Annotated in this window: 32 protein-coding genes; 13 read left to right on the top strand and 19 right to left on the bottom strand. The window is 58.6% G+C overall.

The annotated features are described in order from the left end of the window. Window positions 1-5: 5 nt before the first annotated feature. From ispH to AC2FH0_RS18080, 5 genes are read left to right on the top strand one after another with little or no spacing between them, the layout of a single operon-like run. A complete protein-coding gene (ispH, locus tag AC2FH0_RS18100; protein ID WP_271951367.1) occupies window positions 6-956 on the top strand; it encodes a 4-hydroxy-3-methylbut-2-enyl diphosphate reductase in 951 nt (316 codons plus the stop codon). Next, window positions 953-1,405, top strand: coding sequence for a DUF3429 domain-containing protein (locus AC2FH0_RS18095; protein WP_496678771.1), 453 nt, complete (start codon window positions 953-955; stop codon window positions 1,403-1,405). Before ispH ends, AC2FH0_RS18095 begins: the two co-directional genes overlap by 4 nt. Then, window positions 1,402-1,986, top strand: a complete 585-nt coding sequence (locus AC2FH0_RS18090; RefSeq protein WP_282022241.1) for a class I SAM-dependent DNA methyltransferase — start codon at window positions 1,402-1,404, stop codon at window positions 1,984-1,986. The genes AC2FH0_RS18095 and AC2FH0_RS18090 overlap by 4 nt, the downstream gene beginning before the upstream one ends. Further along, window positions 1,979-2,446 carry a ribonuclease HI gene (gene rnhA / locus AC2FH0_RS18085; protein WP_281973505.1) on the top strand — a complete coding sequence of 156 codons (468 nt, stop codon included), beginning with the start codon at window positions 1,979-1,981 and terminating at the stop codon, window positions 2,444-2,446. Before AC2FH0_RS18090 ends, rnhA begins: the two co-directional genes overlap by 8 nt. Further along, complete coding sequence (locus tag AC2FH0_RS18080) at window positions 2,443-3,072, top strand: trimeric intracellular cation channel family protein (protein ID WP_496790026.1); 630 nt, start codon at window positions 2,443-2,445, stop codon at window positions 3,070-3,072. Before rnhA ends, AC2FH0_RS18080 begins: the two co-directional genes overlap by 4 nt. A 7-nt stretch (window positions 3,073-3,079) precedes the next feature. On the opposite strand, the gene AC2FH0_RS18075 is transcribed toward AC2FH0_RS18080, so the two are convergent. From AC2FH0_RS18075 to def (AC2FH0_RS18055), 5 genes are read right to left on the bottom strand one after another with little or no spacing between them, the layout of a single operon-like run. Next, a complete protein-coding gene (locus tag AC2FH0_RS18075) occupies window positions 3,080-3,316 on the bottom strand; it encodes a GlsB/YeaQ/YmgE family stress response membrane protein (RefSeq protein WP_282022239.1) in 237 nt (78 codons plus the stop codon). A 1-nt stretch (window position 3,317) separates the two neighbouring features. Next, window positions 3,318-3,554, bottom strand: coding sequence for a hypothetical protein (locus tag AC2FH0_RS18070; protein ID WP_282022238.1), 237 nt, complete (start codon window positions 3,552-3,554; stop codon window positions 3,318-3,320). A gap of 6 nt (window positions 3,555-3,560) precedes the next feature. Then, window positions 3,561-4,475 (bottom strand): methionyl-tRNA formyltransferase, encoded by a 915-nt coding sequence (gene fmt, locus AC2FH0_RS18065; protein ID WP_142639213.1) that lies wholly within the window; start codon window positions 4,473-4,475, stop codon window positions 3,561-3,563. Between the two features lie 2 nt (window positions 4,476-4,477). Beyond that, window positions 4,478-4,972, bottom strand: coding sequence for a peptide deformylase (gene def, locus AC2FH0_RS18060; RefSeq protein ID WP_142639212.1), 495 nt, complete (start codon window positions 4,970-4,972; stop codon window positions 4,478-4,480). Continuing rightward, window positions 4,969-5,487, bottom strand: a complete 519-nt coding sequence (gene def, locus AC2FH0_RS18055) for a peptide deformylase (protein WP_142639210.1) — start codon at window positions 5,485-5,487, stop codon at window positions 4,969-4,971. Before def (AC2FH0_RS18055) ends, def (AC2FH0_RS18060) begins: the two co-directional genes overlap by 4 nt. Window positions 5,488-5,581: 94 nt before the next feature. On the opposite strand from def (AC2FH0_RS18055), the gene AC2FH0_RS18050 reads away from it, so the two are divergent. Next, complete coding sequence (locus tag AC2FH0_RS18050) at window positions 5,582-6,754, top strand: MalY/PatB family protein (protein WP_496707213.1); 1,173 nt, start codon at window positions 5,582-5,584, stop codon at window positions 6,752-6,754. A gap of 35 nt (window positions 6,755-6,789) precedes the next feature. Here AC2FH0_RS18050 and AC2FH0_RS18045 read toward each other — a convergent pair whose 3' ends face one another. Next, window positions 6,790-7,143, bottom strand: coding sequence for a hypothetical protein (locus AC2FH0_RS18045; protein WP_142639206.1), 354 nt, complete (start codon window positions 7,141-7,143; stop codon window positions 6,790-6,792). A 212-nt stretch (window positions 7,144-7,355) separates the two neighbouring features. Between AC2FH0_RS18045 and AC2FH0_RS18040 the strand changes: the two genes are divergently transcribed. Beyond that, the gene (locus tag AC2FH0_RS18040; protein ID WP_496790025.1) at window positions 7,356-8,345 is read left to right on the top strand and encodes a glutathione S-transferase family protein; all 990 of its coding nucleotides are present in this window, start codon (window positions 7,356-7,358) and stop codon (window positions 8,343-8,345) included. Here the strand turns inward: AC2FH0_RS18040 and AC2FH0_RS18035 are convergent. Next, window positions 8,327-8,689 (bottom strand): response regulator transcription factor, encoded by a 363-nt coding sequence (locus tag AC2FH0_RS18035; RefSeq protein WP_271951393.1) that lies wholly within the window; start codon window positions 8,687-8,689, stop codon window positions 8,327-8,329. The two genes, AC2FH0_RS18040 and AC2FH0_RS18035, sit on opposite strands and share 19 nt — an antisense overlap. 182 nt (window positions 8,690-8,871) lie before the next feature. Between AC2FH0_RS18035 and AC2FH0_RS18030 the strand changes: the two genes are divergently transcribed. Genes AC2FH0_RS18030 through AC2FH0_RS18020 form a run of 3 tightly spaced genes read left to right on the top strand, consistent with a single transcriptional unit; the run spans window position 8,872 to window position 11,929 of the window. Then, window positions 8,872-9,837 carry a threonine-phosphate decarboxylase gene (locus tag AC2FH0_RS18030; RefSeq protein ID WP_496709620.1) on the top strand — a complete coding sequence of 322 codons (966 nt, stop codon included), beginning with the start codon at window positions 8,872-8,874 and terminating at the stop codon, window positions 9,835-9,837. Beyond that, window positions 9,834-10,754, top strand: a complete 921-nt coding sequence (gene cbiB, locus AC2FH0_RS18025; RefSeq protein WP_496709619.1) for an adenosylcobinamide-phosphate synthase CbiB — start codon at window positions 9,834-9,836, stop codon at window positions 10,752-10,754. Before AC2FH0_RS18030 ends, cbiB begins: the two co-directional genes overlap by 4 nt. 11 nt (window positions 10,755-10,765) lie before the next feature. Continuing rightward, complete coding sequence (locus AC2FH0_RS18020) at window positions 10,766-11,929, top strand: lytic murein transglycosylase (RefSeq protein ID WP_496692185.1); 1,164 nt, start codon at window positions 10,766-10,768, stop codon at window positions 11,927-11,929. A 20-nt stretch (window positions 11,930-11,949) separates the two neighbouring features. On the opposite strand, the gene AC2FH0_RS18015 is transcribed toward AC2FH0_RS18020, so the two are convergent. The 5 genes from AC2FH0_RS18015 to AC2FH0_RS17995 all read right to left on the bottom strand — a co-directional run bounded on the left by AC2FH0_RS18015 (window position 11,950) and on the right by AC2FH0_RS17995 (window position 18,553). Continuing rightward, the gene (locus AC2FH0_RS18015; RefSeq protein WP_271951405.1) at window positions 11,950-12,747 is read right to left on the bottom strand and encodes a class II glutamine amidotransferase; all 798 of its coding nucleotides are present in this window, start codon (window positions 12,745-12,747) and stop codon (window positions 11,950-11,952) included. Between the two features lie 162 nt (window positions 12,748-12,909). Continuing rightward, window positions 12,910-13,260, bottom strand: coding sequence for a hypothetical protein (locus AC2FH0_RS18010; protein WP_281973514.1), 351 nt, complete (start codon window positions 13,258-13,260; stop codon window positions 12,910-12,912). Between the two features lie 54 nt (window positions 13,261-13,314). Next, window positions 13,315-16,770 carry a chromosome segregation SMC family protein gene (locus tag AC2FH0_RS18005; protein WP_496790023.1) on the bottom strand — a complete coding sequence of 1,152 codons (3,456 nt, stop codon included), beginning with the start codon at window positions 16,768-16,770 and terminating at the stop codon, window positions 13,315-13,317. Window positions 16,771-16,910: 140 nt separating this feature from the next. Beyond that, window positions 16,911-17,318, bottom strand: a complete 408-nt coding sequence (locus AC2FH0_RS18000; protein WP_271951414.1) for a hypothetical protein — start codon at window positions 17,316-17,318, stop codon at window positions 16,911-16,913. A 44-nt stretch (window positions 17,319-17,362) separates the two neighbouring features. After that, window positions 17,363-18,553, bottom strand: coding sequence for an aminotransferase-like domain-containing protein (locus AC2FH0_RS17995; protein ID WP_496790022.1), 1,191 nt, complete (start codon window positions 18,551-18,553; stop codon window positions 17,363-17,365). A gap of 150 nt (window positions 18,554-18,703) precedes the next feature. Between AC2FH0_RS17995 and AC2FH0_RS17990 the strand changes: the two genes are divergently transcribed. Together AC2FH0_RS17990 and AC2FH0_RS17985 are read left to right on the top strand one after the other, a co-directional pair. Further along, window positions 18,704-19,474 carry an FCD domain-containing protein gene (locus AC2FH0_RS17990; RefSeq protein WP_142639185.1) on the top strand — a complete coding sequence of 257 codons (771 nt, stop codon included), beginning with the start codon at window positions 18,704-18,706 and terminating at the stop codon, window positions 19,472-19,474. After that, window positions 19,474-19,968 (top strand): metal-dependent hydrolase, encoded by a 495-nt coding sequence (locus AC2FH0_RS17985; RefSeq protein WP_496790021.1) that lies wholly within the window; start codon window positions 19,474-19,476, stop codon window positions 19,966-19,968. Before AC2FH0_RS17990 ends, AC2FH0_RS17985 begins: the two co-directional genes overlap by 1 nt. Here AC2FH0_RS17985 and AC2FH0_RS17980 read toward each other — a convergent pair. From AC2FH0_RS17980 to AC2FH0_RS17950, 7 genes are all read right to left on the bottom strand, one after another. Then, window positions 19,965-20,825: a glycosyltransferase family 2 protein gene (locus AC2FH0_RS17980; RefSeq protein ID WP_496690333.1), complete on the bottom strand. Its 861-nt coding sequence runs from the start codon at window positions 20,823-20,825 to the stop codon at window positions 19,965-19,967. The two genes, AC2FH0_RS17985 and AC2FH0_RS17980, sit on opposite strands and share 4 nt — an antisense overlap. Window positions 20,826-21,002: 177 nt before the next feature. Then, window positions 21,003-21,563, bottom strand: coding sequence for a F0F1 ATP synthase subunit B (locus tag AC2FH0_RS17975; protein WP_496690334.1), 561 nt, complete (start codon window positions 21,561-21,563; stop codon window positions 21,003-21,005). 5 nt (window positions 21,564-21,568) lie between these two features. Continuing rightward, window positions 21,569-22,120: a F0F1 ATP synthase subunit B' gene (locus AC2FH0_RS17970; RefSeq protein WP_271951428.1), complete on the bottom strand. Its 552-nt coding sequence runs from the start codon at window positions 22,118-22,120 to the stop codon at window positions 21,569-21,571. A gap of 86 nt (window positions 22,121-22,206) precedes the next feature. Beyond that, a complete protein-coding gene (locus AC2FH0_RS17965; protein WP_005981269.1) occupies window positions 22,207-22,431 on the bottom strand; it encodes a F0F1 ATP synthase subunit C in 225 nt (74 codons plus the stop codon). Window positions 22,432-22,479: 48 nt separating this feature from the next. Next, the gene (locus AC2FH0_RS17960; protein WP_142639176.1) at window positions 22,480-23,238 is read right to left on the bottom strand and encodes a F0F1 ATP synthase subunit A; all 759 of its coding nucleotides are present in this window, start codon (window positions 23,236-23,238) and stop codon (window positions 22,480-22,482) included. Window positions 23,239-23,240: 2 nt separating this feature from the next. Beyond that, a complete protein-coding gene (locus AC2FH0_RS17955; RefSeq protein ID WP_142639174.1) occupies window positions 23,241-23,573 on the bottom strand; it encodes an AtpZ/AtpI family protein in 333 nt (110 codons plus the stop codon). Window positions 23,574-23,757: 184 nt separating this feature from the next. Continuing rightward, on the bottom strand, window positions 23,758-24,669 hold the full coding sequence (locus tag AC2FH0_RS17950) for a DMT family transporter (protein ID WP_496692180.1): 912 nt from the start codon (window positions 24,667-24,669) through the stop codon (window positions 23,758-23,760). A gap of 83 nt (window positions 24,670-24,752) precedes the next feature. On the opposite strand from AC2FH0_RS17950, the gene AC2FH0_RS17945 reads away from it, so the two are divergent. Further along, the gene (locus AC2FH0_RS17945; RefSeq protein ID WP_142639170.1) at window positions 24,753-25,085 is read left to right on the top strand and encodes an ArsR/SmtB family transcription factor; all 333 of its coding nucleotides are present in this window, start codon (window positions 24,753-24,755) and stop codon (window positions 25,083-25,085) included. Window position 25,086 lies beyond the last annotated feature (1 nt).

Below are 25,086 nucleotides of genomic sequence, written 5' to 3'. Positions count from 1 at the left end.
GCGACATGACCAAGCCCCCCCTGACCCTCTATCTCGCCGCCCCGCGCGGGTTCTGTGCTGGTGTCGACAGGGCCATAAAGATTGTCGAGATGGCGCTGCAGAAATGGGGCGCCCCGGTTTATGTTCGGCACGAGATTGTCCATAACAAATTCGTGGTCGATGGACTGCGTGCCAAAGGTGCGATCTTTGTCGATGAACTGGAAGACTGCCCCGACGATCGCCCAGTGATATTCTCGGCGCACGGGGTTCCCAAATCGGTACCCGCGACGGCGGCGCAGCGCCAGATGGTCTATGTCGACGCCACCTGCCCGCTGGTCTCCAAAGTCCATGTCGAAGCACAGCGCCACGCCGAAGCCGGGCTGCAGATGATCATGATCGGACATAAGGGCCATCCCGAAACTATCGGAACGATGGGACAGCTACCGGAAGGAGAGGTTTTGCTGGTCGAAACGGTTGCAGACGTTGCAGACGTCCAGGTCCGCGACCCTGACAAACTGGCCTTTGTCACTCAGACGACCCTGTCGGTTGACGATACAAAGGATATCATTGCAGCGCTTCAGACCCGATTTCCATCTATCGTCGGCCCTCACAAAGAAGATATCTGTTACGCCACAACCAACCGGCAAGAAGCAGTCAAGGTTGTGGCCCGGAAGTCAGATGCCCTGCTGGTTGTGGGGGCGCCGAATTCATCTAACTCGCGCCGTTTGGTCGAGGTCGCGGCACGCGCAGGATGCAGCTATGCCCAACTGGTGCAGCGCGCGACCGATATCGATTGGCGCGCCCTCGAAGGTATCTCTTCGATCGCTCTGACAGCAGGCGCTTCTGCCCCCGAGGTTCTGATCAACGAAGTTATCGATGCGTTCCGCCAGCATTATGATGTGACGGTCGAGATGGTCGAAACAGCGACCGAGAATGTCGAATTCAAAGTCCCGCGCGTCCTGCGCCAACCCGCATGAGCGGCATACCAAGGGCGCCGCTGTTTCTGGGGTTGGCCGGGCTGATCCCCTTCATCTGGGGCGCGCTGACCTATCTGAACGGCGATCTGAACGACTGGGGCCGACAGGCACTGGGCGCACGTTTTGTCGGTCCGTATATCCAGTTGTATTATGGCGCGATCATCCTCAGCTTTATGTCCGGCGTGCTGTGGGGGTTTTCCAGTAAAACCTCTGGCAGCAAGGCCGCGACCTGTTATGCGCTGTCCACATTACCCGCCCTGTGGGCCTTTCTGAAAACCGGCAGCGGGCCTGTCAGCACTGGCACAAATCTGATGTGGGGGTTTGGCGGGCTACTGGTGTTAGATGCCATCTTTTCGTATTGGCGGCTAACACCGGTCTGGTGGATGCGGTTGCGCATTTTGCTGACCGCAGTCGTATTGGCCTGCCTTGCCGTCGGAGTCTATCTGTGAGCGATCCCAAAACCATCAACGCCTATACCAACAACGTGGCCGAATACCTCAAGGTTCCTCTACCACCGGAGCAGCTGACATCGCGTCAGGAATTCGCCGATGCCGTCGGTCAGGGGCTTGTGCTGGATCTGGGCTCGGGCCCCGGGTCGGACAGCGCGTTCTTTCTGCGTCAGGGTCTGAGCGTGCGCGCATTGGATGCGACGCCCGCTTTTGTTGACTATGCGCGCGCCAATGGCGTGGACGCGCATCTGGGTACTTTCGACGACGTGACCGAAGTGGCCGCATATGACGGCATCTACGCCAGCTTCTCGCTGCTGCACGCGCCCCGCAAGGATTTCCCACGCCATTTGGTGGCCATCCACCGGGCGCTGAAACCGCAGGGCGTTTTTTTCCTGGGCCTCAAACTGGGCACGGGCGAACATCGCGATCATCTGGATCGCTATTATAGCTACTTCTCGCAGGCCGAGATCGAGGAGGCCCTGGCAGATGCCGGCTTTACCATCGACGGGATTAGGACCGGGATCGGCAAAGGTCTGGCGGGTTCTTACGATGGCTTCATTCTGGTGCTGGCCCATGCCTGAACTGTTTGCCTATACTGACGGTGCTTGTTCCGGTAATCCAGGCCCGGGTGGCTGGGGCGTGTTGCTGCGTGCAATGGACGGCGACACAGTCCTGAAACAGCGTGAACTGAGCGGCGGCGAAGCTGAAACCACCAACAACCGAATGGAATTGCTGGCCGCGATCAGCGCGCTTGAAACGCTCGAACGTGCCTCGAAAATCACCGTGATTACTGACAGCGCTTATGTGAAAAACGGTGTCACCGGCTGGATATTCGGTTGGAAAAAGAACGGCTGGAAAACCTCGAACAAAAAGCCGGTCAAGAATGTCGACCTGTGGCAACGGCTGGATGAGGCGCAGGTGCGTCATGATGTGACCTGGGAATGGGTCAAGGGCCATGCGGGTCACCCGGAAAACGAAAAGGCCGATGAACTTGCCCGCGCAGGCATGGCCCCATTCAAACCAACGAAGGCACAGACATGAGCGGTTTGGACCTGCTCGATTATGCCTCGGTTCTGGTTTTTGCGCTGACCGGCGCATTGGTCGCCAGTCGCGCGCAGCTTGATCTTGTAGGGTTTGCCTTTATCGCCTGCCTGACCGCCGTTGGCGGCGGCACGGTGCGTGACCTGCTGTTGGATCGGAATCCGGTGTTCTGGGTTGGCCAGCCCAGCTATGTCCTGATGGCCTGCAGTGCGGCGGTGCTTGTGTTCTTTACAGCCCATCTGGTCGAAAGCCGATATAACTGGCTGGTTTGGTTGGACAGTTTCGCCCTGTCCATTGCAGTAGCTGCCGGCACGGGCGTCGCATTATCCTTGGACCAATCCGGCACGATCGTGGTGTTGATGGGTGTCACCACCGGATGCTTTGGCGGCCTGATGCGGGACGTGGTCTGCAACGAGGTTCCGCTGGTGCTGAAACAGGGTGAACTTTATGTGTCTTGCGCCCTTGCAGGCTCGGTAGCGGCCGTTATTGCCAACCGGATGGGGTTCGAGGAGCTGACCGTGCTTGCCGCATGCGCCCTGATCTGCTGGGCATTGCGGGCAGGATCGCTGCTGTTCGGCTGGACACTGCCGGTCTACAAAAGCCGCCCGCCACGCAGTCGCCCTTGATCAAGGCTTAGCGGCGCTTATAGGTCTGCCAGATCCAGATCACCAGAAGCGCCCCCAGCACAGCGCCGACAAACCCGGACAGCCAGCCCATCATCGTGACCAATGCCCGCAGAAGAAACCCACCAACCAAGGCACCAATGATACCGATCAGCATGGTGGTGGGAATATCTGCCTCGATCCGCATCAGGCGGGTGGCCAGAAAACCCGCAGCGGCGCCGATGACGATCAGGGCGATGACGGGCATGTCACTTCCTCCAATGAGTCGGAACGATGATCAGCGCCCCGATCGAGGACAGCACTGCATCCAGACCGGGCGGGCCAAAGCTGATCCCAAACATGATGCGCACGAAATAGAACAGGAATGCACCGCCTACGCAGATGATGATCGACTGCAAAATGCCATTATGGGTAAAGCCGGATTTCTCGGACAGATAGCCGACAATCCCAGCAATAACGACAGTCCCCATCAGGATCATGAACATGGTGGCCTACTCCGATGACAGGCGGGTACCAACGGCAATCGGCCACCCCCGCAGAAAAGTTTCCCTATCCTGCGCCCCTTTACCCGCCCGTTGCAAGCGCAGTAGCTCAATCGCGTCATCGTCACAGGCAACCTTCAGTTGGTCGTCAAGAACCTCTCCTGCAACACCCTGCCCCTCGGCCAATTTGGAACCAAGCAGCTTGATCCGCTCGCCATTCATCTCGGTCCAGGCGCCGGGAAAGGGGGACAGGCCACGGATCTGACGGTCAATTTCGACCGCGGGTCTGGCCCAGTCAACACGCGCCTCAGCCTTGTCGATCTTGGCGGCATAGGTCACGCCGACGTCGGGTTGAGGCTCGGGCGTCAGGTTCGGCAGTTTGGACAGTGCCTCGACGATCAGAGAAGCGCCCATTTCAGACAGCCGGTCATGCAACTGCCCTGTGGTCTCCTGCGCACCAATGTCGGTGGCCCGCCGCAACAGGACTGGCCCGGTATCCAGACCAGCCTCCATCTGCATGATGCAAATACCGGTTTGCGCATCACCCGCCATGATCGCCCGATGGATCGGCGCAGCCCCCCGCCAGCGCGGCAACAGGCTTGCATGAATGTTCAGACATCCCTGCGTAGGCGCATCCAGAATCGGTTGTGGCAACAACAGACCATAGGCCACGACGACAGCCACATCCGCATTCAACGCGGCAAAGGCGTCCTGTTCTTCCGCTGATTTCAATGAGACCGGATGCCGAACGGTCAGTCCCAATGCCTCGGCCCGAGCATGAACGGGGGTTGGACGATCCTTTTTGCCTCTGCCCGCTGGGCGCGGAGGCTGGCAGTAGACGGCGGCAACCTCATGCCCCGCATCAATCAGCGCGTCCAGCACCGGAACCGAGAAATCGGGTGTCCCCAAAAAGATCAGCCGCATGCCTACCCCAGCTTTTTAGCTTTGCGCAGCAGAATGTCTCGTTTGACCTTGCTGAGCCTGTCGAAATACATCTGCCCGTTTAGATGGTCGATCTGGTGCTGCACGCTGGTGGCTTCGATCCCGACAAAGTCACGGCGGTCGATGATGCCTTTTTCGTTGAGAAACTTTACCGTCACAGCCCGGGGACGTTTCACATTGGCCGACACGCCAGGCAAGTTTGGGCTGGCTTCTTCATGCTCGCGCAATTCGACCGATCTGTGCAGGATCTCAGGGTTTGCCAGCCGCACAGCCCGCCCCCTCTCGGTCGAGCCATCGACCACCGCCAGCCGGAGCATCACGCCGATCTGCGGTGCGGCAAGGCCGACGCCGGGCATCGCCTCCATTGTGTCGATCATGTCATCCCAGATGGCACGAACCTCGTCAGTAATTTCGGTGATATCTTCGGCTTTAGTCCGCAGACGCTTATCAGGCCATGGCAGGCAGGTACGAACGGTCATTCGCGCGCCTGCTCGCGTTTCAGCTTTTGCATTTTTCGGGTGATCATCTGGCGTTTCATAGGCTTAAGATAATCGATGAACAGCTTCCCGTTCAGGTGGTCAATCTCATGCTGGACACAGGTTGCCCAAAGGCCATCGAATGTTTCCCGCTGCGCGTTACCATCACGATCGATCCAAGCCACGTCCACGATCTTTGGGCGCGTGACTTCGGCGAATTGTTCGGGGATCGAAAGACAACCTTCTTCATAGACATTCGTCTCGTCCGACGATGCGACCACTTCGGGGTTGAACATAATCAGCGGGCGTGGAGCCTCGCCCTCTTCCTTGACACAGTCCATAACGATCAGCCGGTCCAGCATCCCAATCTGAGGCGCTGCCAGCCCGATACCAGGCGCATCATACATCGTCTCAAGCATGTCATCAGCCAGCTGGCGCAATTCGTCCGTCAGATCCACTACGGGAGAGCAGATCTTTTTCAGGCGGGGGTCGGGATGGATCAGTATATTGCGTTTCATGAGGTTGATTTAGGCCATCACGCCCTAAGCCGCAACGCCCCCCTTGCACCTGCCGAATTTGCGGCTAGCTTTCATCCGGACAGATGGAGCAGATATGACATTCAACGACCTGATCGACCGCCGCGGCACTAACAGTTCGAAATGGGACAAGCTTGAAAAGCTGTATGGCCTTTCGCCGGATGACAGTCTGGCAATGTGGACAGCCGATTCCGACTATTCTACGGCGCCTTGTGTGATTGACGCTGTGCGTAACGCGGCGGATCACGGTGTTTTCGGATATTCCTGGATGCACCCGGACTACCTGAATTCCGTCCAATGGTGGATGAAGAACCGCCACGGGTGGGAGATCGATTCTGATTGGATTCTGACGTCGCAGGGTCTGGGAAATGCGATTGCGCTCTGCCTCGATGTCTGGACCAGTCCGGGCGACGGAGTGGTCATCTTTACACCCGTCTACCATGAGTTTGCACATAAGGTGAACAAGTCGGGCCGGCGCGTGGTGGAATGCCCCCTGATGCGCGACGGCGACGGCTATGGCCTTGATCTGGAAGACGCGCAGTCGCGGCTGGACGGAACCGAGAAGATGCTTTTGTGGTGCTCGCCTCAGAACCCCTCGGGTCGGGTCTGGACGCCAGAGGAATTGCGCGCAGTCGCGGCATTTGCGGAACGGAACAGCCTTATTCTGGTTTCGGACGAGATTCACCACGATCTGGTCTATCCCGGCACGACCTTTGTTCCGATGGATGTCGCCGCGCCGGATGCGCGGCCCTGGACCGTGACACTGACGGCAGCGTCCAAGACTTTCAACATCGCCGGTCAACGGACGGGGAATATGATCATCCCCGACCCGGACCTGCGCGCTGCGATGCGTCACCGAATCCAGACACTGGACTATGACCCCAGCGCATTGGGAGTCGCAATGATCACCGCTGCTTATTCGCCTGAAGGGGCCGCTTGGGTGGATGAACAGATCGCCCATCTTGATAGCAACCGAAAAATCTTTGACGCTGCAATCGCAGAAATCCCTGGCCTGTGGTCAATGCCCTTACAGGCAACCTATCTGGCTTGGATTGATTTCTCGGGCACCGGAATGGACCACGCAGAATTTACCCGGCGTCTGCGCGAGGATGCAAAAATCGCCACCTCGCCCGGCCCCGGCTTTGGTGCGGGCGGAGAGACATTCGAGCGGTTCAATCTTGCGACGCAACGCGGGCGTGTCGAAGAGGCCAGCAAACGGCTGAAACACGCGTTTTCCGATCTGCAATAGCGGGATGCCCATCGGCAGACCCGATGGGCAAAAGCCTAGTCCTTGTTTCCAAGCAGCGCGATGGGCGCGTCCGGAGATCGATAGAAATCCAATGGGGCCTTGTCGGAGGCGGCCGTGCTGCGCTTGAATTCATAGCGCATTTCGCCTGCCTCACACTCATCGGCAATGATCAGGCATTGATATAAGTGACGCGCGCCATCGTAGATATCGACCAAACCGCGCAATCGAGGCGTGGTCGCGGCCTCTACGGTGAAGCCATCCTTCCACAATCGGAGAATTTTGTAGGTATTGTCACCCAATTCGACACGAAGCCGGCTGGTTTTCTTCAGACTCGCGATTCGCGCAGCATCCAATTCGGCGCTGATTTCTTTGGAAACATAGGTACTCATATCAAAACTCCCCCGCAGCGGACTCTATTTTGGAACGTAGACTGTAAAAATCCAGTGAAGCCGATCACTCAACGCGGTCGAATCCAAACCTGTTGCACGGAAATCCCATTCCAACCTGTGCGAAAACGCAGGCACAATGCGCGGCGGCTCGCATAGGATCGGTTCCCTTCAAAGCGTATGTTCCGGGAAACCGCATTACGGAGGATCAAAGCATGGGCCTATTGGTCGACGGCAAATGGCACGATACATGGTATGATACCAAATCCACAGGCGGCGCCTTCAAGCGAAGCGCGGCGCAATTTCGCAACTGGTTGACCGCTGATGGCAGCGCCGGACCCTCGGGCACGGACGGCTTCAAAGCCGAACCTGACCGGTACCATCTTTATGTCAGCCATGCCTGCCCCTGGGCCCACAGGACACTGATATTCCGCGAACTGAAAGAGCTGTCCGATCTGATCCCGGTTTCGGTCGTACACCCCGACATGCTGAACAAGGGATGGACATTTGCAACCGACGAACACGGGGCGGCGGGCGACGTACTGTACGGAATGGACTATGCCCACCAAATCTATACCAAGGCTGACCCGACCTATTCGGGGCGCGTAACCGTTCCGATCCTGTGGGACAAGGAACAGGAAACCATCGTCTCGAACGAAAGCTCGGAAATCATCCGGATGTTCAACTCGGCCTTTGACGGGATCACTGGGAATACCGATGATTACTGGCCCGAGGCGATGCGTGACGAAATCGAACAGGTTAATGCCCGCATCTATTCCGACATCAATAACGGGGTCTACAAATCCGGCTTTGCCACCAGCCAGGCGGCATATGACGCAGCCGTTGGCCCGCTCTTTGACACGCTGGACTGGCTCGAAGACCGGCTGTCCACCAGCCGCTATCTGATGGGCGACCGCATCACCGAGGCCGACTGGCGGTTGTTCACCACGCTGATCCGGTTCGACCCGGTCTACCATCTGCATTTCAAATGCAACCGGCGGCGTCTGATCGACTATCCCAACCTGTGGGCCTATACCCGCGAGCTGTACCAGTGGCCGGGTGTTGCGCGAACCGTGAATTTAAACCATATCGTGCGCCACTATCACTACAGCCATGAGAGCATTAACCCGCACCGGATCATCCCGACGAACCCGATCCTGAACTATCTGGAGCCCCATGGGCGCGATCAGCGCCCCGCCGCGTAATGCTCAACCATCGCCGCCAGATCCTCTGGCGGCGTGCCGCTTTGCACATAAGCGCAGGCATTCGGGCTATGGGCAAAGATCGAGCCATCCGAAAAGAAAGTGGTGTTGGTCACGAAAATCACACGAGCCTCGGGCCTGCGATAGCTGGCAAAGTCTGCCACGGCCAAAGCGCTGCCGGTCTCCAGCACCAAATCCAGAACGATGATTTCAAACTCGGCCCCATACAGGGCGAGGATTGCATCCTCCTGACCGGCCACAAGCGTGACATCGGCACCCTGGCGTTCAAGATGCCTTTTCCAAACCCGACCTAAATCGGGGTTACTCTCAACAATCAATACATTCATTCTCAACAACCTCGGCACATATATGGTGAGTGGTGCCGACCCCTAAGGTTTGTGTTCACGCCAATTCATTAACAAAGTGTTAACCGAGCCGGAGCACGCCCCTGATCACGCGGATTTGCTTGTAAAACTGGCAAAAATCCGCTTGAAACAGGCAAAATTTGGTGATTCCGGCGAGGGGCCCGATGGCGCGCGAAAATAGAGATTTGAATCCGCGGGCCGCTCGGGACCATGGCGGTGGGCTGGATGGGGCCATGTCAGTTTATGGCGGCAAGCGAACCGATTGGATCGACCTGTCCACCGGAATCAATCCGGTTCCATGCGAAGTTGCCGGGCTCACCCCATCGGATTGGATGGAATTGCCCGACCATGGCGCATTTGAACGGCTGGCCGATGCGGCCCGCAGTTTCTGGTCAGTTCCCGAGGGAGCAGAGATCCTGCCTGCACCCGGCGCATCTGCTCTGATCGCCCGCATTCCTGCGTTGGCTGCAACCGGCCGGGTTCAGATTACCACTCCGACCTATAACGAACATGCCGCCGCCTTTGCCGCGCAGGGCTGGACGCTACAGAACTCCGGCCCAGTCGAGGCGCGCGTGATCGTGCACCCCAACAACCCAGATGGGCGCATCTGGAGCGTGAACGATGTGAATGCCCCCCTGACGATTATCGACGAGAGCTTTTGCGACGTCACGCCCGATGCCTCGCTGATCCATCTTGCCGACCGGCCCGGAGTTATCGTGCTGAAAAGCTTTGGCAAGTTCTGGGGGCTGGCGGGGCTACGGCTGGGATTTGCCATCGCACGCTCCGATCTGATCGCACGTTTGAACGATCTGACCGGGCCTTGGGCGGTCTCAGGTCCCGCCTTGCGGATCGGAGAGCAAGCGTTGCGCGACACGGCTTGGGCTGACGAGGCCCGCCTGCTTTTGGCGGCCGATGCCGCTCGGATGGATCGGATGGTAACGCAGAAAGGCGCGCAGCTGATCGGCGGCACCAGCCTGTTCCGGCTCTATCAGGTCGACGACGCCAGTGCCTGGCAAGACCGTCTGGCCCGCGCACATATCTGGAGTCGTGTATTCCCCTATTCGCAAACCTATCTGCGCCTTGGCCTGCCACCGGCAGATGGCTGGGCGCGGCTTGAGGCGGCCTTGTGAGCACCGCCTTTATCCTGGTCTGCGCCATGTGTCTGGATGCGGCCCTGGGCGAGCCGGATTGGCTGTGGTCGCGCGTCGGGCACCCCGCCGTCATGATCGGTAAACTCATCGGGTGGCTTGACGACCGCCTGAACCATGGCTCGTACCGTCGCCTCAAGGGCATAGCTGTTGCCGCGCTGCTGGTCGCAGGTGCCGCTGGGCTTGGGGGGCTTCTGTCTTTGCTTGGCCCGATCATCGGCACCATTATCTGCGCTGTGCTGTTGGCACAAAAATCGCTGGTGGAACATGTCCGCGCTGTTGGCGAGGGTTTGCAGACCTCGCTGGTCGATGGGCGCGCGAAGGTCGCCATGATCGTGTCACGCGACACCAAGGACATGACCGAAGCACAGGTCGCCCGATCCGCGATCGAGAGCGCGGCTGAAAACCTCAGCGACGGAGTCATCGCGCCGGCCTTCTGGTTTCTGGTGGGTGGCCTGCCAGGGCTTCTGGTCTACAAGGCGATCAATACCGCCGACAGCATGGTCGGCTATCGCACGGATAAATACCGTGATTTCGGATGGGCAGCTGCGCGGTTGGACGATCTCCTCAACCTGATCCCCGCGCGACTGACCTTTCTGTTAATCGTCATCTTGTCAAACCAATGGGCCAGATGGGGCGAGATGGTCGGCGATGCGCGCCGCCATATCTCTCCCAATGCTGGCTGGCCCGAGGCGGCAATGGCACGCGCACTGAGCGTGGCCCTTGCCGGGCCGCGCAGTTATGACGGAAAGCTCCGTGATCTGGCCTGGGTCAACGGCGAGGCCCCGCGCGACATCGGCGCGCCAGAGGTTTTCCGCGCATGTGACATGCTTTGGAGGATATGGGGGCTTGCGCTTGGCCTCGTGTCAGTGTGGGTTGGGGTCAGCTTCATAATCTGACGGACCTGTCCATGCGTTTTCTTTCCGGCCTTGTTGCCGCCGCCTTGTTTGCTTCACCTGCGTTTGCCCAATGTGGCGGGGGTTTCAATTCCTTCGTGAAGGGGTTGAAGGCCGAAGCCGTTCAGCAAGGCTTTGACAAATCCACCGTCAATGCCTTCTTCAAAGGTGTGCAACAAGACAACGCGGTATTGAAAGCCGACCGGGCACAGGGCGTGTTCCAGAAACCGTTCATTGATTTTTCGCGACACCTGATTTCACAAAACCGGATCGACCGGGGTCAGGCCATGTCGCGCAAATACGACGCGGTGTTTGACCGGATCGAGCAACAATATGGTGTCTCGCGCGGGGTGCTGTTGGCATTTTGGGCGTTCGAAACGGATTACGGGTCGTTTCAGGGGGATTTCAACACCCGCAATGCGCTGGTGACACTGGCGCATGATTGCCGTCGTCCAGAATTGTTCCGGCCTCAGGTGTTCGCTGCGATTGAGCTGTACAGCCGGGGAAATTTCGACCCGGCCCGCACGTCAGGTGCCTGGGCTGGCGAGATTGGAATGGTGCAGATGCTGCCCCGAGACATTCTGGAAAACGGGGTCGATGGCGATGGTGACGGCAAGGTTTCGCTAAAGACCTCTGCGCCCGATGCGCTTATGTCGGGCGCCAAGATGCTGTCGCATCTGGGCTGGCAACCGGGGCAGCCTTGGCTGCAAGAGGTCACCGTACCCGCACGGATGGATTGGTCGCTATCGGGCCCGGGCAAACCGCGTTCGGTTTCTGACTGGCAGGCGATGGGCGTTCAGGCACGCAACGGGTCCCTCACCAACCTGCCCGCCTCGCTGATCCTACCGCAAGGGCATAACGGGCCTGCCTTTCTGGCCTATCCAAATTTTGATGTGTATTTCGAATGGAATCAGAGCTTTGTCTATGTGCTGACCGCAGCCTATTTCGGCACCCGGCTTGAAGGGGCGCAGGTCTATGACGCGGGCAACGCGGCCCAAGGCTTATCGGGTGCACAGATGAAGCAGCTGCAAAGCAAGCTGCAGGCGCGCGGCCATAATGTGGGCAAGATCGACGGGATTCTGGGCGCAGGGACCCGCGCGGCTGTCCAGTCAGAGCAAGCACGACTAGGCCTGCCTGCGGATGCCTGGCCAACGGCTGAGTTGTTGAACCGGCTCTAGTCGCTCTTCGATACGGCGATCTAGGCGACTTCGGCGTCCAAAGATCGCCCGTTCGGCTCAAACACATGCATCTGCAGCCTATCGCCGCGTGTTTCGATGGCGGTATTTGCCGGGATCTCGGCCCAATCGCCATTCTTCGCATCCAGCGGCTCAGACGCGATAATGATCCCATCATCGCAGGGCCTGTAATGCAGGCTGGGTGCGAAACGGTCCGAGGCATAGCGCGCAGCAAACAGGCGATCTCCATCGGACCAGCAGGCGGCAAAGCGCATATGGGGTAGGCTTCCTTTGGCGCGGGCAAGCACCTCGACACGGTGCACCGCACGCTCCATCGCGGCGATGGGTTCGGCGTCCAACCCTTCGCCATGGGCAATCAGAAAAATCGCCTCGCTTTCAGTTGCGCCAAGGCGATGATCGTACAGGTGGCTAGGTATCATCCCGTCAAGCTGTTGGCGGATACGGTCATGGCCGCCGGCCTGCCCGTTATGCATAAAGCTCCACTTACCACAGCCAAAGGGATGGCAGTTGTTCCGCGACGTGGCAGTCCCCGTTGAGGCACGTACATGCGCCAGGAACAGGTGCGATTTCGTGTGATGGGTCAACTGTTTCAGGTTGGCATCCGACCAAGCCGGGTTGGTGTCTTTGTAAAAACACGGCGTTTCGCGTCCGGAATACCAGGCCAACCCAAAACCATCCGCGTTGATCGGCGTTTTGCCAATCAGGGCGTTTCTGCTTTGATGCACCAGCGACTGTTCCTGGTCCATAACAAGTTCGTCCAGAAACCGTTTCGCACCCGCCCAAGCCAGAAATCTGCACATCGACCCGCCTCTTTTGATCCGTTGTTGATACGGGAACTTACAACAACGCGGGGTGAGATTTCGCCCCTGATCCCCATCTAATTTTGAAATATTACGATTAAATGACCACCAAAAACCCACATATTCAGATCAATTTCAATAGTTGCCGCGGTTTCTTGAATGTCACTCGGGCCGTACCGGGAAACGCTCTCCCTTTTCCGTGATCAGGATCAGGCGTCCAGCACTCAGGACATAAAGATCACATCGACCGAACCCGTTTCTGTATTGCACGCAGATACTGCCATCCTCCGCGATGGAATAGGTTCCGAACGCGGATTCTCCGCTGGCATAGGTATAGGAATAGGCCCCGCCAGCCGAGTATCGCGACTGCCCGTCATCATAAAAGGTCAGCGTCCGACCCGCCAGCGCCGTCAACTCTTGTTGGGTCAGAGGGACGTCATCGGGCTTGGTCGTCCATTCCGCGGCCCCTAAAGGGGTAGCAGTCAGTAGCGCGATGATCAGGAAACGGGTCATGGCAGCAGCCTAACCCAATTCTTACGAAACCGCTCATAACGTTGCAGTGAGAGGTCAGGCGACCATCTGTTCGGCTTTCTTCAGGTCGACCGAAACCAGTTGGCTGACACCCTGTTCTTGCATAGTGACGCCGAACAGACGATCCATCCGCGCCATGGTCACCGCGTGGTGGGTAATGATCAGGAACCGTGTGTCGGTCTGGCGGCACATCTCGTCCAGAAGGTCGCAGAACCGGGTCACGTTGGCATCATCCAGCGGCGCATCGACCTCGTCCAGAACACAGATCGGAGCCGGGTTCGCCAGAAAGACGCCAAAGATCAGGGCCGTCGCGGTCAGGGTCTGTTCACCGCCCGAAAGCAGGCTGAGCGTCGACAATTTCTTGCCCGGCGGCTGGCACATGATTTCAAGGCCGGCATCCAGCGGGTCGTCGCTTTCGACCATGACCAGATTGGCCTCGCCACCACCAAAGAGATGCTTGAACAACATGGCGAAGTTCGAATTCACCTGTTCAAACGCGGTCAGTAGCCGTTCGCGTCCTTCGCGGTTGAGGCTGGAGATGCCGCTGCGCAGCGCTTTGATCGCCTCTTCGAGATCGGCCTTTTCGCCGTTCAGCGTGTCGAATTCTTCCTGAACATCTTTGCTGTCCTCTTCGGCACGCAGGTTCACCGCGCCCATTGCATCGCGCTGGCGTTTGTGGCGGTTGACCTCGGCCTCAAGAGCATCGGCAGCCGGCATCTGGTCGGGATTCACATCCAGCTGGTTCAGCAACTGGTTCGGGGTTAGCTGTTGATCCTCAGCGATACGCTCGGCCGCTGCCGATACGGCCTCTTTGGCTGCATCACAGCGCGCCTCAGCGGCGGCGCGGCTTTCGCGCGCCTCCGAAGCCAGACGTTCCGCTTCGCGCTCAGCCAGCACAATCTCTCGCTGGCGGGCCTCGGCGGCAGCCAACTTGTCGGCGGCCTCGGCCCGGCGGGCTTCGGCAGTTTCGATCAATTCGTTCAACTCTTCACGCGCCTCGGCGATTTCGCCCGGAGCAGCCATCGCTTCGGATAGCTCTTCCTCGGAACTTTCCTTGCGCTCGGCCAGTTCCGAGATCCGCTTTTCGGCGCTGTCCAGGCGGTGCCGCCAACCGCTGAGGTCTTTGGTGACCTCTTGTGTACGGCGGGTACGGGCCTCGCCCTCGCGGCGCAGCTCGTCATGGGACGAGCGGTGAGTCAGCATCGTGATCCGCGCCGCCTCGACCGTCTGTTTGATGTCTTCGACCTGCGCGCGGGCATTGTCGAGATTGCCCAGACCGGTTAAGGCGCCCTCGGCCTCGCGCAGTTGGGCGCGGGCGGACATCGCATCCTCTTTGTGGCGATCAACGGCAAGCGCCAGCGTTTCCAGCCTGCCCTGCGCCAGATTGCGATCGGCCTCGGCCCTGCTGAGCAGACGCGCGGTTTCAGCCATGCGCTGATCGGCGGCGCGGCGTGCCTCGCGGGCGCGGCGGTCAGCCTCGGTCACGTCGGCCAGTTGTTGCGACAGCGTCTCGTGCGCGGCGCGGGCCCCGTCGGCCTGCGCCTCGGTCCGGGCCAGTTCCTGTTTCAGTGCCTCAAGTTTGTTGAGCTGTTCAAGCCGCAGGGCGGCCGCACTTGGCGCATCCTCGGCCCAGGCACGGAACCCGTCCCACCGCCACAGATCGCCGGAACGCGACACCAACCTTTGGCCCGGCTTCAACGATGCCTGCAACCGCGCGCCCTGATCCGCATCGACCAAACCAATCTGCGCGATCCGGCGGCTGAGGCGATCAGGACCGGATACATGCAAGGCCAGTGGTTCGGCCCCATCGGGCAGCGATTGATCGGCATCGTAACCCGCCACCGGAACCCAGCCTGATGGCCCGTCGCCCTCGACCAACGGCGCCCTCAGATCGTCGGCAAGCGCAGCACCCAACGCCTTTTCATAGCCCGGTTCCACGCGCAGCATGTCGAGCACCTGCCCGCCTTCTGCGGTATCCCGTTCAACCAGCTTGGCCAGAGCTGTGGTCTCGGCGCGGATCGCACCCAGCTCACCTTCAGCTTCGGATCTTTTCGCACGCGCCTCGGCCTCGCGGCCCTGGGTTTCATTGCGTAACTCGTCAGCGGCGGCCAGTGCCTCTTCGGCGGCTTCAGAGGCCTCGCGAGCCTCTTCTTCACCCTCTTGCGCGGCCTCAAATGCCTCGGCGGCGCGGGTCAGGGCTGTTTTCGCCTCATCCACCGCTGCGCGGGCCTTTTCCTCTTCACCTTCCGACCTGGCCAGCGTTTTGCGGCTGTCGTCGACCAATCGCTGGCCGGACTGGTGGCGCGCAACCAGACGCGCCATATCCTCAGTCTCTTGTGACAAGTGGTCTTCGCGGTCTTGCAGGACAGAGGCCGCTTCGCGCGCGACCTCGGCTGCCTCGGCGACTTTTTCGTCGTGGCCATCGGCAGCTTTGGCCAATTCACGAGCTTCCCATTCCAGCCGTTCGATCATCTGCCCCGCATCGCGGTTCAGCCCGGCCTCGCGCTCGATATCGTTACCAAGCTGCTGAATGCGATTGGTCAATGTCTCAATCGTCTGACGGGCGCGGGTTTCCTGATCCGACAGCTGATCGCGCTGCACCTGTTGGCGCTGCAGGACGGCGGCGGCAATGGCCTCTTCCTCGCGCAGGGGCGGCAGGGTTTCTTCGATTTCGGCCCGATTGGCGACGGCTGAGCGTGCATCAGCTTCGGCGCGCGACGCCTCGGTCAGGCGTTCGCGCAGCTTTTCCTCGGCCTGCTGACGGGCCATGTCGGCCTCTTTCCAGCGACGATAGAGCAACATGCCTTCGGCTTGGCGCAGCTGCTCTCCGATTTCGCGATAGCGGGCGGCCTGACGCGCCTGACGGGCCAGCTGCGCCAGCTGTCCGCCCAGTTGTTCCAGCACGTCATCCACACGGGTCAGGTTGGCCTCGGTACCCTTCAGCTTCAACTCGGCCTCGTGTCGGCGCTGATAGAGGCCCGAAATTCCGGCCGCCTCTTCCAGAATGCGGCGGCGAGAGCGGGGTTTGGCGTTAATCAGTTCGGCAATGCGGTTCTGTCCGACCAGCGCCGGAGAATGTGCACCCGTTGACGCGTCGGCGAACAACATCTGCACATCACGCGCCCGCACATCCTTGCCATTGGTCTTATAGGCGCTGCCGACATCTCGGGTGATGCGGCGGACAATCTCAAGCTGGTCGCTGTCATTGAAACCCGAGGGCGCGAGCCGCTCGGAGTTGTCCATGGTCAACACAACTTCGGCAAAATTGCGGGCCGGCCGCGTGGCGGCCCCGGCGAAAATCACATCTTCCATCGCGCCACCGCGCATGGATTTGGGTCGGTTTTCCCCCATCACCCAACGCAGAGCTTCCAGCAGATTGGATTTGCCACAACCATTAGGCCCCACAACACCGGTCAACCCATCCGCGATAATCAGATCGGTCGGATCAACAAAGCTTTTGAAGCCGGTGAGTTTGAGTTTGCTAAAGCGCAAAGGCAATGGGTCCCGTGATTCCTATACCTTCGAAGTCTGCGCAACGGATTGGGGGTGAGTCAACGGAGTCGCGCAGGATATGGGATATATGGTCCACTTATCCACAACATCTTGCCTAAATCCGCAAGAAAAAGCGCGATTCAGTAGGCTGTACACTCAAAGACCTGATAGCCGTCGCCGTCACCAAGGTCTTGAAACAGCCCGGTATCAATGCATTCGTAATTCGGGACTGAAACCGCCGTCAGCAGCAACCGCTTGCCCATGGCGCGGTCACAACCCAAAACGCCAACGGTCACGGCCGCGTCGCCCAGGACATCCAGTATCGGGCATCCCGAGACCTGAGCCATCGCCATGGCCGCTCGTTCGCGGATCGGGCCAAGACGCGGAGCGTATTGCAAATTAACCCGAACGGCTTCGGCCAGATCTCCGCGCACGCGAACATCAAATACGCTGCCATTCACAGCGATACGCGTCGCCTGAACATCGCGAAAGTGGGGGGTCCCGGCCGAACATGCTGCCAGCATCAGAAAAGACAAAATCCGGATCATATCCGCATCATTGCCAAAACTGGTTAACAGAACCTTTCCTTCGCTCAGGCCCTAAGTACTATTCCCAAGCGGCGAATACCTTCGCGGATCGTATCCTCATCCGAGTTCGAGAAACTCAACCGGATCGTATTGGCGCCCGAGCCATCTGCGAAAAAGGCCCGACCCGGTACAAAGGCCAGTTTCACTGTGTCGAGCGCACGGGCCAGCAGGTCTGCCCCGTTCATACCAGTAGGCAGAGTCACCCAGATGAACATACCACCCTGGGGATGCGTCCACTGAACGCCATCGGGCATGTTCTGTTGTAACGCATCCAGCATAGCATCGCGTCTGGCACCATAGGTCTGGCGCAAAAGCGGGATGTGCGTGTCAAAATGCGCGTGAGCTACCTGCTCAACCGCCATCTGGTTCAACGTGGGCGAATGCAAATCCGCCGCCTGCTTGACCAATACCAGTTGCGAGATAATGGGCTTGGCGGCCACCACCCAGCCAACGCGCAAACCGGGAGACAGCGTTTTCGAGAAGCTACCGCAATAGATCGTACGGCAGGCCTCGATCGACCCTTTTCGCGCCTGTTCTAACGCCAAAACCGGAGGGATGGCATCTCCTTCATAGCGCAGAGCCTGATAGGCGCCGTCCTCGATCACCGCTATATTCAGATCATCGGCAAGATCCAGCAGGTATTCTCGACCACGCAGGTCAACGGTCTCACCGGTTGGATTTGCGAAATCAGGCGACAGATAAGCGAATTTGACCGCGCCCTCGCCAGCAGCTTCGGAATATTCGGCGGCACCTCTATTGCCGTTAAGCATAAGACGGTCGAACCGGGGCTCGTAGGCATCAAAGGCGTTGATCGCCCCCAGATAGGTCGGCCAGCCGATCAACGCAGTATCCTCTGGCGACAAATAGAGCTTGCCCAGATAATCCAAGGCCTGTTGCGATCCCGAGGTGATCAGGATGTTATCGACACTACAATCGACGCCGATCTCGCGCATATGCTGCACAAGCCATTCGCGCAATGGAACATAGCCCTCGCTGACTGAATATTGCAGCGCCTGCGGCCCAGCACTCAAAGCGGCCTGACAAGCTTGGGCAAAGGCCTCGGTGGGAAACAGGTTTGGGTCTGGGATGCCGCCCGCGAACGAGATGATTCCCGGCTGATCAAGAAGTTTCAACAACTCGCGGATTTCCGATGCTTTCATCCGGGACGCCCGCGTTGCAAACAGATTCTGGGTCATCCTTGGCCTCCTCCTGCCCTGTTGCGACCCACCCTAGGTGCAAATTTTATAATGTCAATATTGCTGACCTAAATTCAACTCCACCCCCCTGCTTGAACCAGGCCCGGATACGTGGTCATATGAATTGACCAATTTCGAAAACGCGCCGCCATGCCCTTCCAAAAGATCCAAACTGAAAAGCTGTCCATTGCGGTGGTCAAACAAATCGAGTTGCTGATTCTGCGCGGGATTCTGCGCCCGGGAGAACGTTTGCCTGCAGAACGGGAACTGGCCGACCGTCTGGGCGTTTCACGCCCCTCACTGCGCGAAGCGATTTCTGATCTTCAGCATCAGGGTTTGCTGACAGCCAAGGCGGGGTCAGGAATCTATGTTGCCGAAGTCTTAGGTTCGGCTTTTTCACCGGCTCTGATCCGGTTGTTCAGCAGCCATGACGAGGCGGTTTTCGACTATCTGTCCTTCCGCCGGGACATGGAAGGGCTTGCAGCAGAACGCGCGGCAAGACTGGGGTCGGAAAGCGACCTGAAGGTCGTACAGGCGATCTTTGACAAGATGGAGGCCGCCCATGCCCGCAATGCGGCCGAGGAAGAGGCCCATCTGGATGCGCAGTTCCACATGGCCATCATTGAGGCCAGTCACAACGTGGTCATGCTGCATATGATGCGGTCGATGTTTGACCTGCTACGACAGGGTGTCTTCTACAATCGGCAGATGATGTTCCGACAGCGTACGACGCGAGACGCCATTCTGGATCAGCACCGGGAAATCAATTCAGCGCTGCAGGCTCGCGACCCTGAGGCGGCGCGCGTTGCAGTCCAGGAGCATCTGGGCTTTGTTCGCATCTGCATGGAAGACCACCAGAAAGCCCTGCGGAACGAAGCCATTGCGCAGCAGCGCCTGGACCATGAGACAGGACAGCACTGATGTTCATTGGGCACCTACCTGGTGCGTATCTGGTCTTTCGCACTGCGACGCCCGGATTGGATAAAGCTGCGTTTGCCGCTGCGATGATTGGTTCCATCGCCCCGGATATCGATTTGCTGTGGTTCTATTTCGTAGACAATCGCAGCCACCACCATCACGAATACCTCACACACCGCCCTCTGATCTGGCTCGGCATCCTGACGCTCGGCCTGCTGCTGCGGCTAAGATTCCCGCGCGCAGGACTCATTACTGCAGCCTTCGGCGCCGGGGGTCTGGTGCATATGACCTTGGATTCGATTGTTGGCGAAGTGGCATGGGCTTGGCCAATTTCCGAATTCACCCACCCGCTGGTGGTTGTTCAGGCCACGCATTCTCATTGGATTTTATCTTTTCTAAGCCATTGGACCTTCAAGATCGAAATCGCAATCACTCTCCTGGCGGCCTATGTGTGGTGGACCAGCAGGCGCAAGAAACAGCAGGGCCTTGAGGTTTAAATTCCGTTCAACCGCCGCTTAAGACTGTGAACCCACAAATTTGGCCGTTTCATTGCCTTCGGGTCCTGACTGGACAGCGACGGAAACAACCCTTCAGCTTCGGTCCGAGAGCGCAATTCCAACGGCGTGTCCAATATCGCCCCGATCAGGTCATCCGACCGGCTCTGCGCCTGACGCTCGACCTCAATCGCCTGAAGCATTTCCGAATGGTAAGCCTCAGCCGCTTCGGACCGCTGGCCCTTGCGGAACCGGAAAGCCCCGACCTGAGCATGCACGGGCACCAAATCGGTATGTCGCGAAAACCGCAGCCATAGCTCTCCGTCGACGGCAAGCTTGAGGTTCTCGTTCAGTTGGCCCCCGACCTGATCCCAAAGGTCACGCCGCCAATAGGTCGATTCCTGCTGAACCCACTGATAATCCCCGGCAAGCAGTCTTACCCGTGAAACGGGCTTTGGGCGCCGTACAGTCAGGACATTGTCTTCTTCGTCAATGCACGTGACCCGCCCGGTCATCCAATTCATGTTTTTGTTCAACGCAAACAGCGATCCTACCGTGGCAAGGCCGCCGGGAATAAGAACATCGTCCGAATTGATCCAACCCATTACGTCGCCCGTGGCCACTGCAAAGCCTTTGTTTACAGCGTTGGCCTGCCCGGTATCCGGGCCCGAGATGATATGTGAAAACGCATCCCGGTACTTTTCGACCACCTCCATCGAACCATCGGTGCTACCGCCGTCCGACAGGATCAGGTCCAGCTTGGGATATTCCTGCTCAAGCACAGAGAGGATTGTCCGTTCGATGAAATCGACGCAGTTCAGGTTGGGAATAACGACACTGATCGTCGGCAATTCGGTCATAAAGGGCTCTTATCCAGCCCGGTTTCGGCATATGCCGTCGCACGGGCGCAAAATTGGTTGGAGTGTTTCCGAATATGTAACGCAGACAATCGGTCCCCGGTCAAATCGGGAAGCGGGGTGCGATATTCGCAGCCCAATGTCCGGACCCGGCAGATGTGCTGCCGGGCCGGAATTTTCTTAGTGAAGCTTTTCGTTCACATCCACAATGGATGCGTCGATCAGCTTGTTGGCCTGCGCGGCGGTCATCTGCTTGGCCAGCACAGCATTGGCTGCAGAAATAGCAACGGTGATGGCCTGATCGCGGACTTCCTTGACAGCCGACGCTTCAGCCGATGCAATCTGATCCTGCGCGGTCGCCAGACGGCGCGCGATGGATTTCTCCAGATCGACCTTGGCCTGCTCAGCTGCCAGAACCGCATCTTCCTTTGCGGCGGCCACGATGGCATCCGCCTGACCCTGAACCTCGCGTTGCTTGCGCTCGTACGAGGCAAGCAGGCTGCGCGCTTCTTCATGCAAGGCGCGAGCTTCGTCCAGTTCGGACTTGATGCCTTCGGCACGCTTATCCAGCGCTCCACCGATCATGCCCGGGACCTTGAAGTAGAACAGGACTGCGATGAAAACGATGAAGCCCAGCAGAACCACAAAGTCGGTGTTGCCAAGCGAGAAAAACGGGCCACTTGCGGCCAGCGCGGGGCTGGCGGCAACAAATGTCAGGATAAGGGCAAGAGTGTTCCGCATGTCACTTATCCTTTTGTCTGCGCGTCAACCGCACCGTTGATGGTTTTGGCATCAGCCTCGCCACCCAGAGCGGTAACCAGTTCTACTGCCGTATCCTTGGCAACGATTTGAATGCTTTCCAGCGCACCTGCACGGATGTCGGCAATAGCCTTTTCCGATTCAGCCGCTTTTGCAGCGATTTCAGCATCTGCCTTGGCAATCGCGTCATCCAGACCAGACTGGATTTCGGCGCGTGCTTCGGCAGCGATACGCTGTGCCTCAGAACGGGCATCGGCCAGCGCCTTGTTATAGGCCTCTTCAGCCTCGACCGCTTTGGCCTTTAGATCTTCGGCCGCAGCCAGGTCATTTGTAATGGTCCCCTGACGTTCCGCCAGGATTGCCGCGATGCGGGGCAGAGCCACGCGGGACAGGACCAGAAAGATGACGACCAGCGTGATGACCAGCCAGAAAATCTGGTTGGGGAACCAATCGAAGCAAAGCTGAGGCATACCAATCGCCGACCCATGAGAGTCAACGCAGGTGCCGGCCACCTCTTCGTATACGGGTTCTGTCGCCATGATGTCCTCCGTCGGAACGTTGTCTTTACAACAGGCGGGCCGCTATGGCTTGGGCCCACCTGCGCGTAAGGATCAGGTTCCGCAGATTAGACGGCGAACATCAGCAGCAGCGAAACTAGGAATGCAAAGATCCCCAGGGCTTCTGCAAATGCGATACCGATGAACAGGGTTGCGGTCTGCGAAGCAGCCGCCGAAGGGTTGCGCAGAGCGCCAGCCAGGAAGTTGCCTGCTACGTTGCCCACCCCGATTGCGGCTGCGCCGGAACCGATTGCTGCCAGGCCTGCGCCGATGTGTGCGAGATCGCCTTCCATGATGTTTCTCCTTACGAATTGGAAGTTTCGATGTTTGGGTATCGGACCTTAGTGCGACGGATGCAGTGCATCCTTCAGATATACACAGGTCAGAATGGTGAATACGTAGGCCTGGATAAAGGCCACCAGGACCTCAAGACCGTACATTGCGGTGATCGCCAGAACGGACACAGGCGAGATCACGGCAATCGCGGCGAAGCCTGCGAAAACCTTGATAACCGCGTGGCCTGCCATGACGTTACCGGCAAGACGAATAGAGTGGCTGACCGGGCGCACGAAATACGAGATCAGCTCGATGATCGCCAGGATCGGGCGCAGCGCCAGCGGCGCGCTGGAGACCCAAAACAGGCCCAGGAACCCGGCGCCGTTCTTGACAAAACCCAGAATGGTCACAGTCAGGAACACGGCCAGCGCCAGTGGGATGGTCACGGCGAAATGCGATGTGGTTGTGAACGAGGTCGGGATCAGACCCAGGAAGTTCGCGGTCACGATGAACATGAACAGGGTCATGACATAAGGGAAGTATTTGACGCCATCCTTGCCGCAGATGTCTTCAAGCATCTTGTAGATAAAGCCATAGGCCAGTTCGGCCACCGACTGCATGCGCGTCGGGACAATGGCGCGCTTGGACGTGCTGAGCACCAGCAGGCCGATCACGGCGAGAATTGCAAAAAACAGCCACAGAGTGACGTTAGTGGGCGTGTACCAAGCAATCGCACCGTCGCCAAAAAGCGGTTTGACGATGAACTGATCCATCGGATGGAAAACCAGGCTGCTGCCTTCTGCTGCGGTGGTCTCGGTTGCCACGTTCAGTCCCTCTCGTCTTCGTCGGCCTTGTCGGCCATCTGTTTCTCTTGCGCCTGTTGTGCGCTGCGGAGCATAACCTTTACCCCGGCGACCAGACCCAGCAATGTGAACAGCACCAGGAAGATCGGGATTGTCCCGAACAGGCTGTCCAGCCCGTATCCGATGCCAAATCCGATCCCCAGACCGGATACCATTTCGATGACCATCCGCCAGGCAAGCTCGCCTCCCGAATAATCGGCGTCCGCACGGGCCTCAGGCTTTGACTTGGCCTTTTTCGCCGCCGTGATCTTAGCCTCAAGCTGCGCCATACGCTGCTTTTGGTCATCATCAGTCACGGGCGTTTCCCTCGTACAGTCTTGGGCACGGTGCTAAGGGGCGGAGAGCGCAGAGTCAACGGCGTTGGCAGCCCGAATTGCCGCACTTTACTCTATTGTTTTTAAAGGTAATTTTTCTGAGTCACCATAGGCGTGATCAGCCCGAACCACAGGAAGCGGGTACAAAGGCACGGAATCCGCATATTCAACCTTTTGGTTGATCTTTGCCCGACACCCCCTGCCAGATACGTCTGATCACGCGCCCGTCGATCAGCAGCAGACCGGCGAAGATCGCTGCCATTCCCAGCAGATGCTCGGGCCGCAGGGTTTCCCCCAGCACCCATGTTCCAAGCACCAGCGCTGAAACAGGCGCAATCAATGTCACTGTCGAGATATTGGTCGGGCCAACTTTGGGCAGCAGCCAGTAGAACGCGATAAAGGCGGCGGATGTCAGCACAAACCCGATCATCGCCAGCGAGGCCCAAGTCTCGGCCCGGGTTATATGGGGTAGTCCTTCTTGCCAAAGCGCCAAGGGCGTGATGGCCAGCGTAGCACCCGTCAATGCAAGGGCGGTCAGAACCACAGGTTGCATATCCCGGAAGGCCCGCGCGATGTTGACTGAGAACGCATAGCAGATCGGTGCGCAAAGTGTCAGAAGGATCGCCCAAAATTCGGACGACGCGCCACCGCCCAGTACAGGCAGGGACAGCACAACGATACCGGTGAAGCCGCAAACTACGCCCAGAGACTTTAACAGGGTGGCACGTTCACTTCCGGGCCAGAAATGCGAAACAATGACGGCAAAGGCCGGTGTCGTTGCATTGACGATCCCTGCCACACCCGAAGCGATATGCTGTTGCCCAAGCGCATAGAACGCAAAGGGCGCGGCATAGCTGAGCGCACCAAACCCCAACAACCCAAACGCACGTGCCAGTGTCAGATTGACTGGCAATCGCGCCCCGATCACATAGACCCAGCACCCCAGCGCCCCAAATGCAACCCGTCCCATCGACACCGAAAGCGGCCCAAGTTCCCGCAGCAAAATGGCATTAAACATGAAGGACATGCCCCAGCCGATGCCAAGAATACAAATCACCAGCCAGTATTTTAGTGACATCCCAACCCCCGAAACACATGCCGGGGCACAGTGACCTCATACCGAAAATTGTCAAACCGGTTCTTGCGCTTTAGGAAAGGAGTATGTCCAACGATCTCGATACCGTTTTTGCGGCCCTTGCCGACCCCACACGCCGCGCCATCCTTGCGATGCTGCTGGAGGATGACATGGCTGTGACGGATGTCGCCGAACCGTTCGAGATGTCGCTTGCCGCGATTTCAAAACACCTGGTGATCCTGACCAGAGCCGGTCTGATCAGCCAAGAAAAGCGCGGACGGGTGAAGTGGTGCAAGCTGGAGCCTGACGCGCTGCGATCCGCATCCGTCTGGATGCAAGGGTTCGGGCAGTTCGAGCCGGTCAATCTGGACGCGTTCGAACGATTTCTTGAGGTTGAACTGCCCGCAGCCGAGGAATGAT

This window comes from Ruegeria sp. CDSC051 (assembly GCF_059610665.1).
The sequence above is the reverse complement of the archived record's forward strand: the minus strand, read 5'-3'. Positions and strand labels throughout refer to the sequence as shown.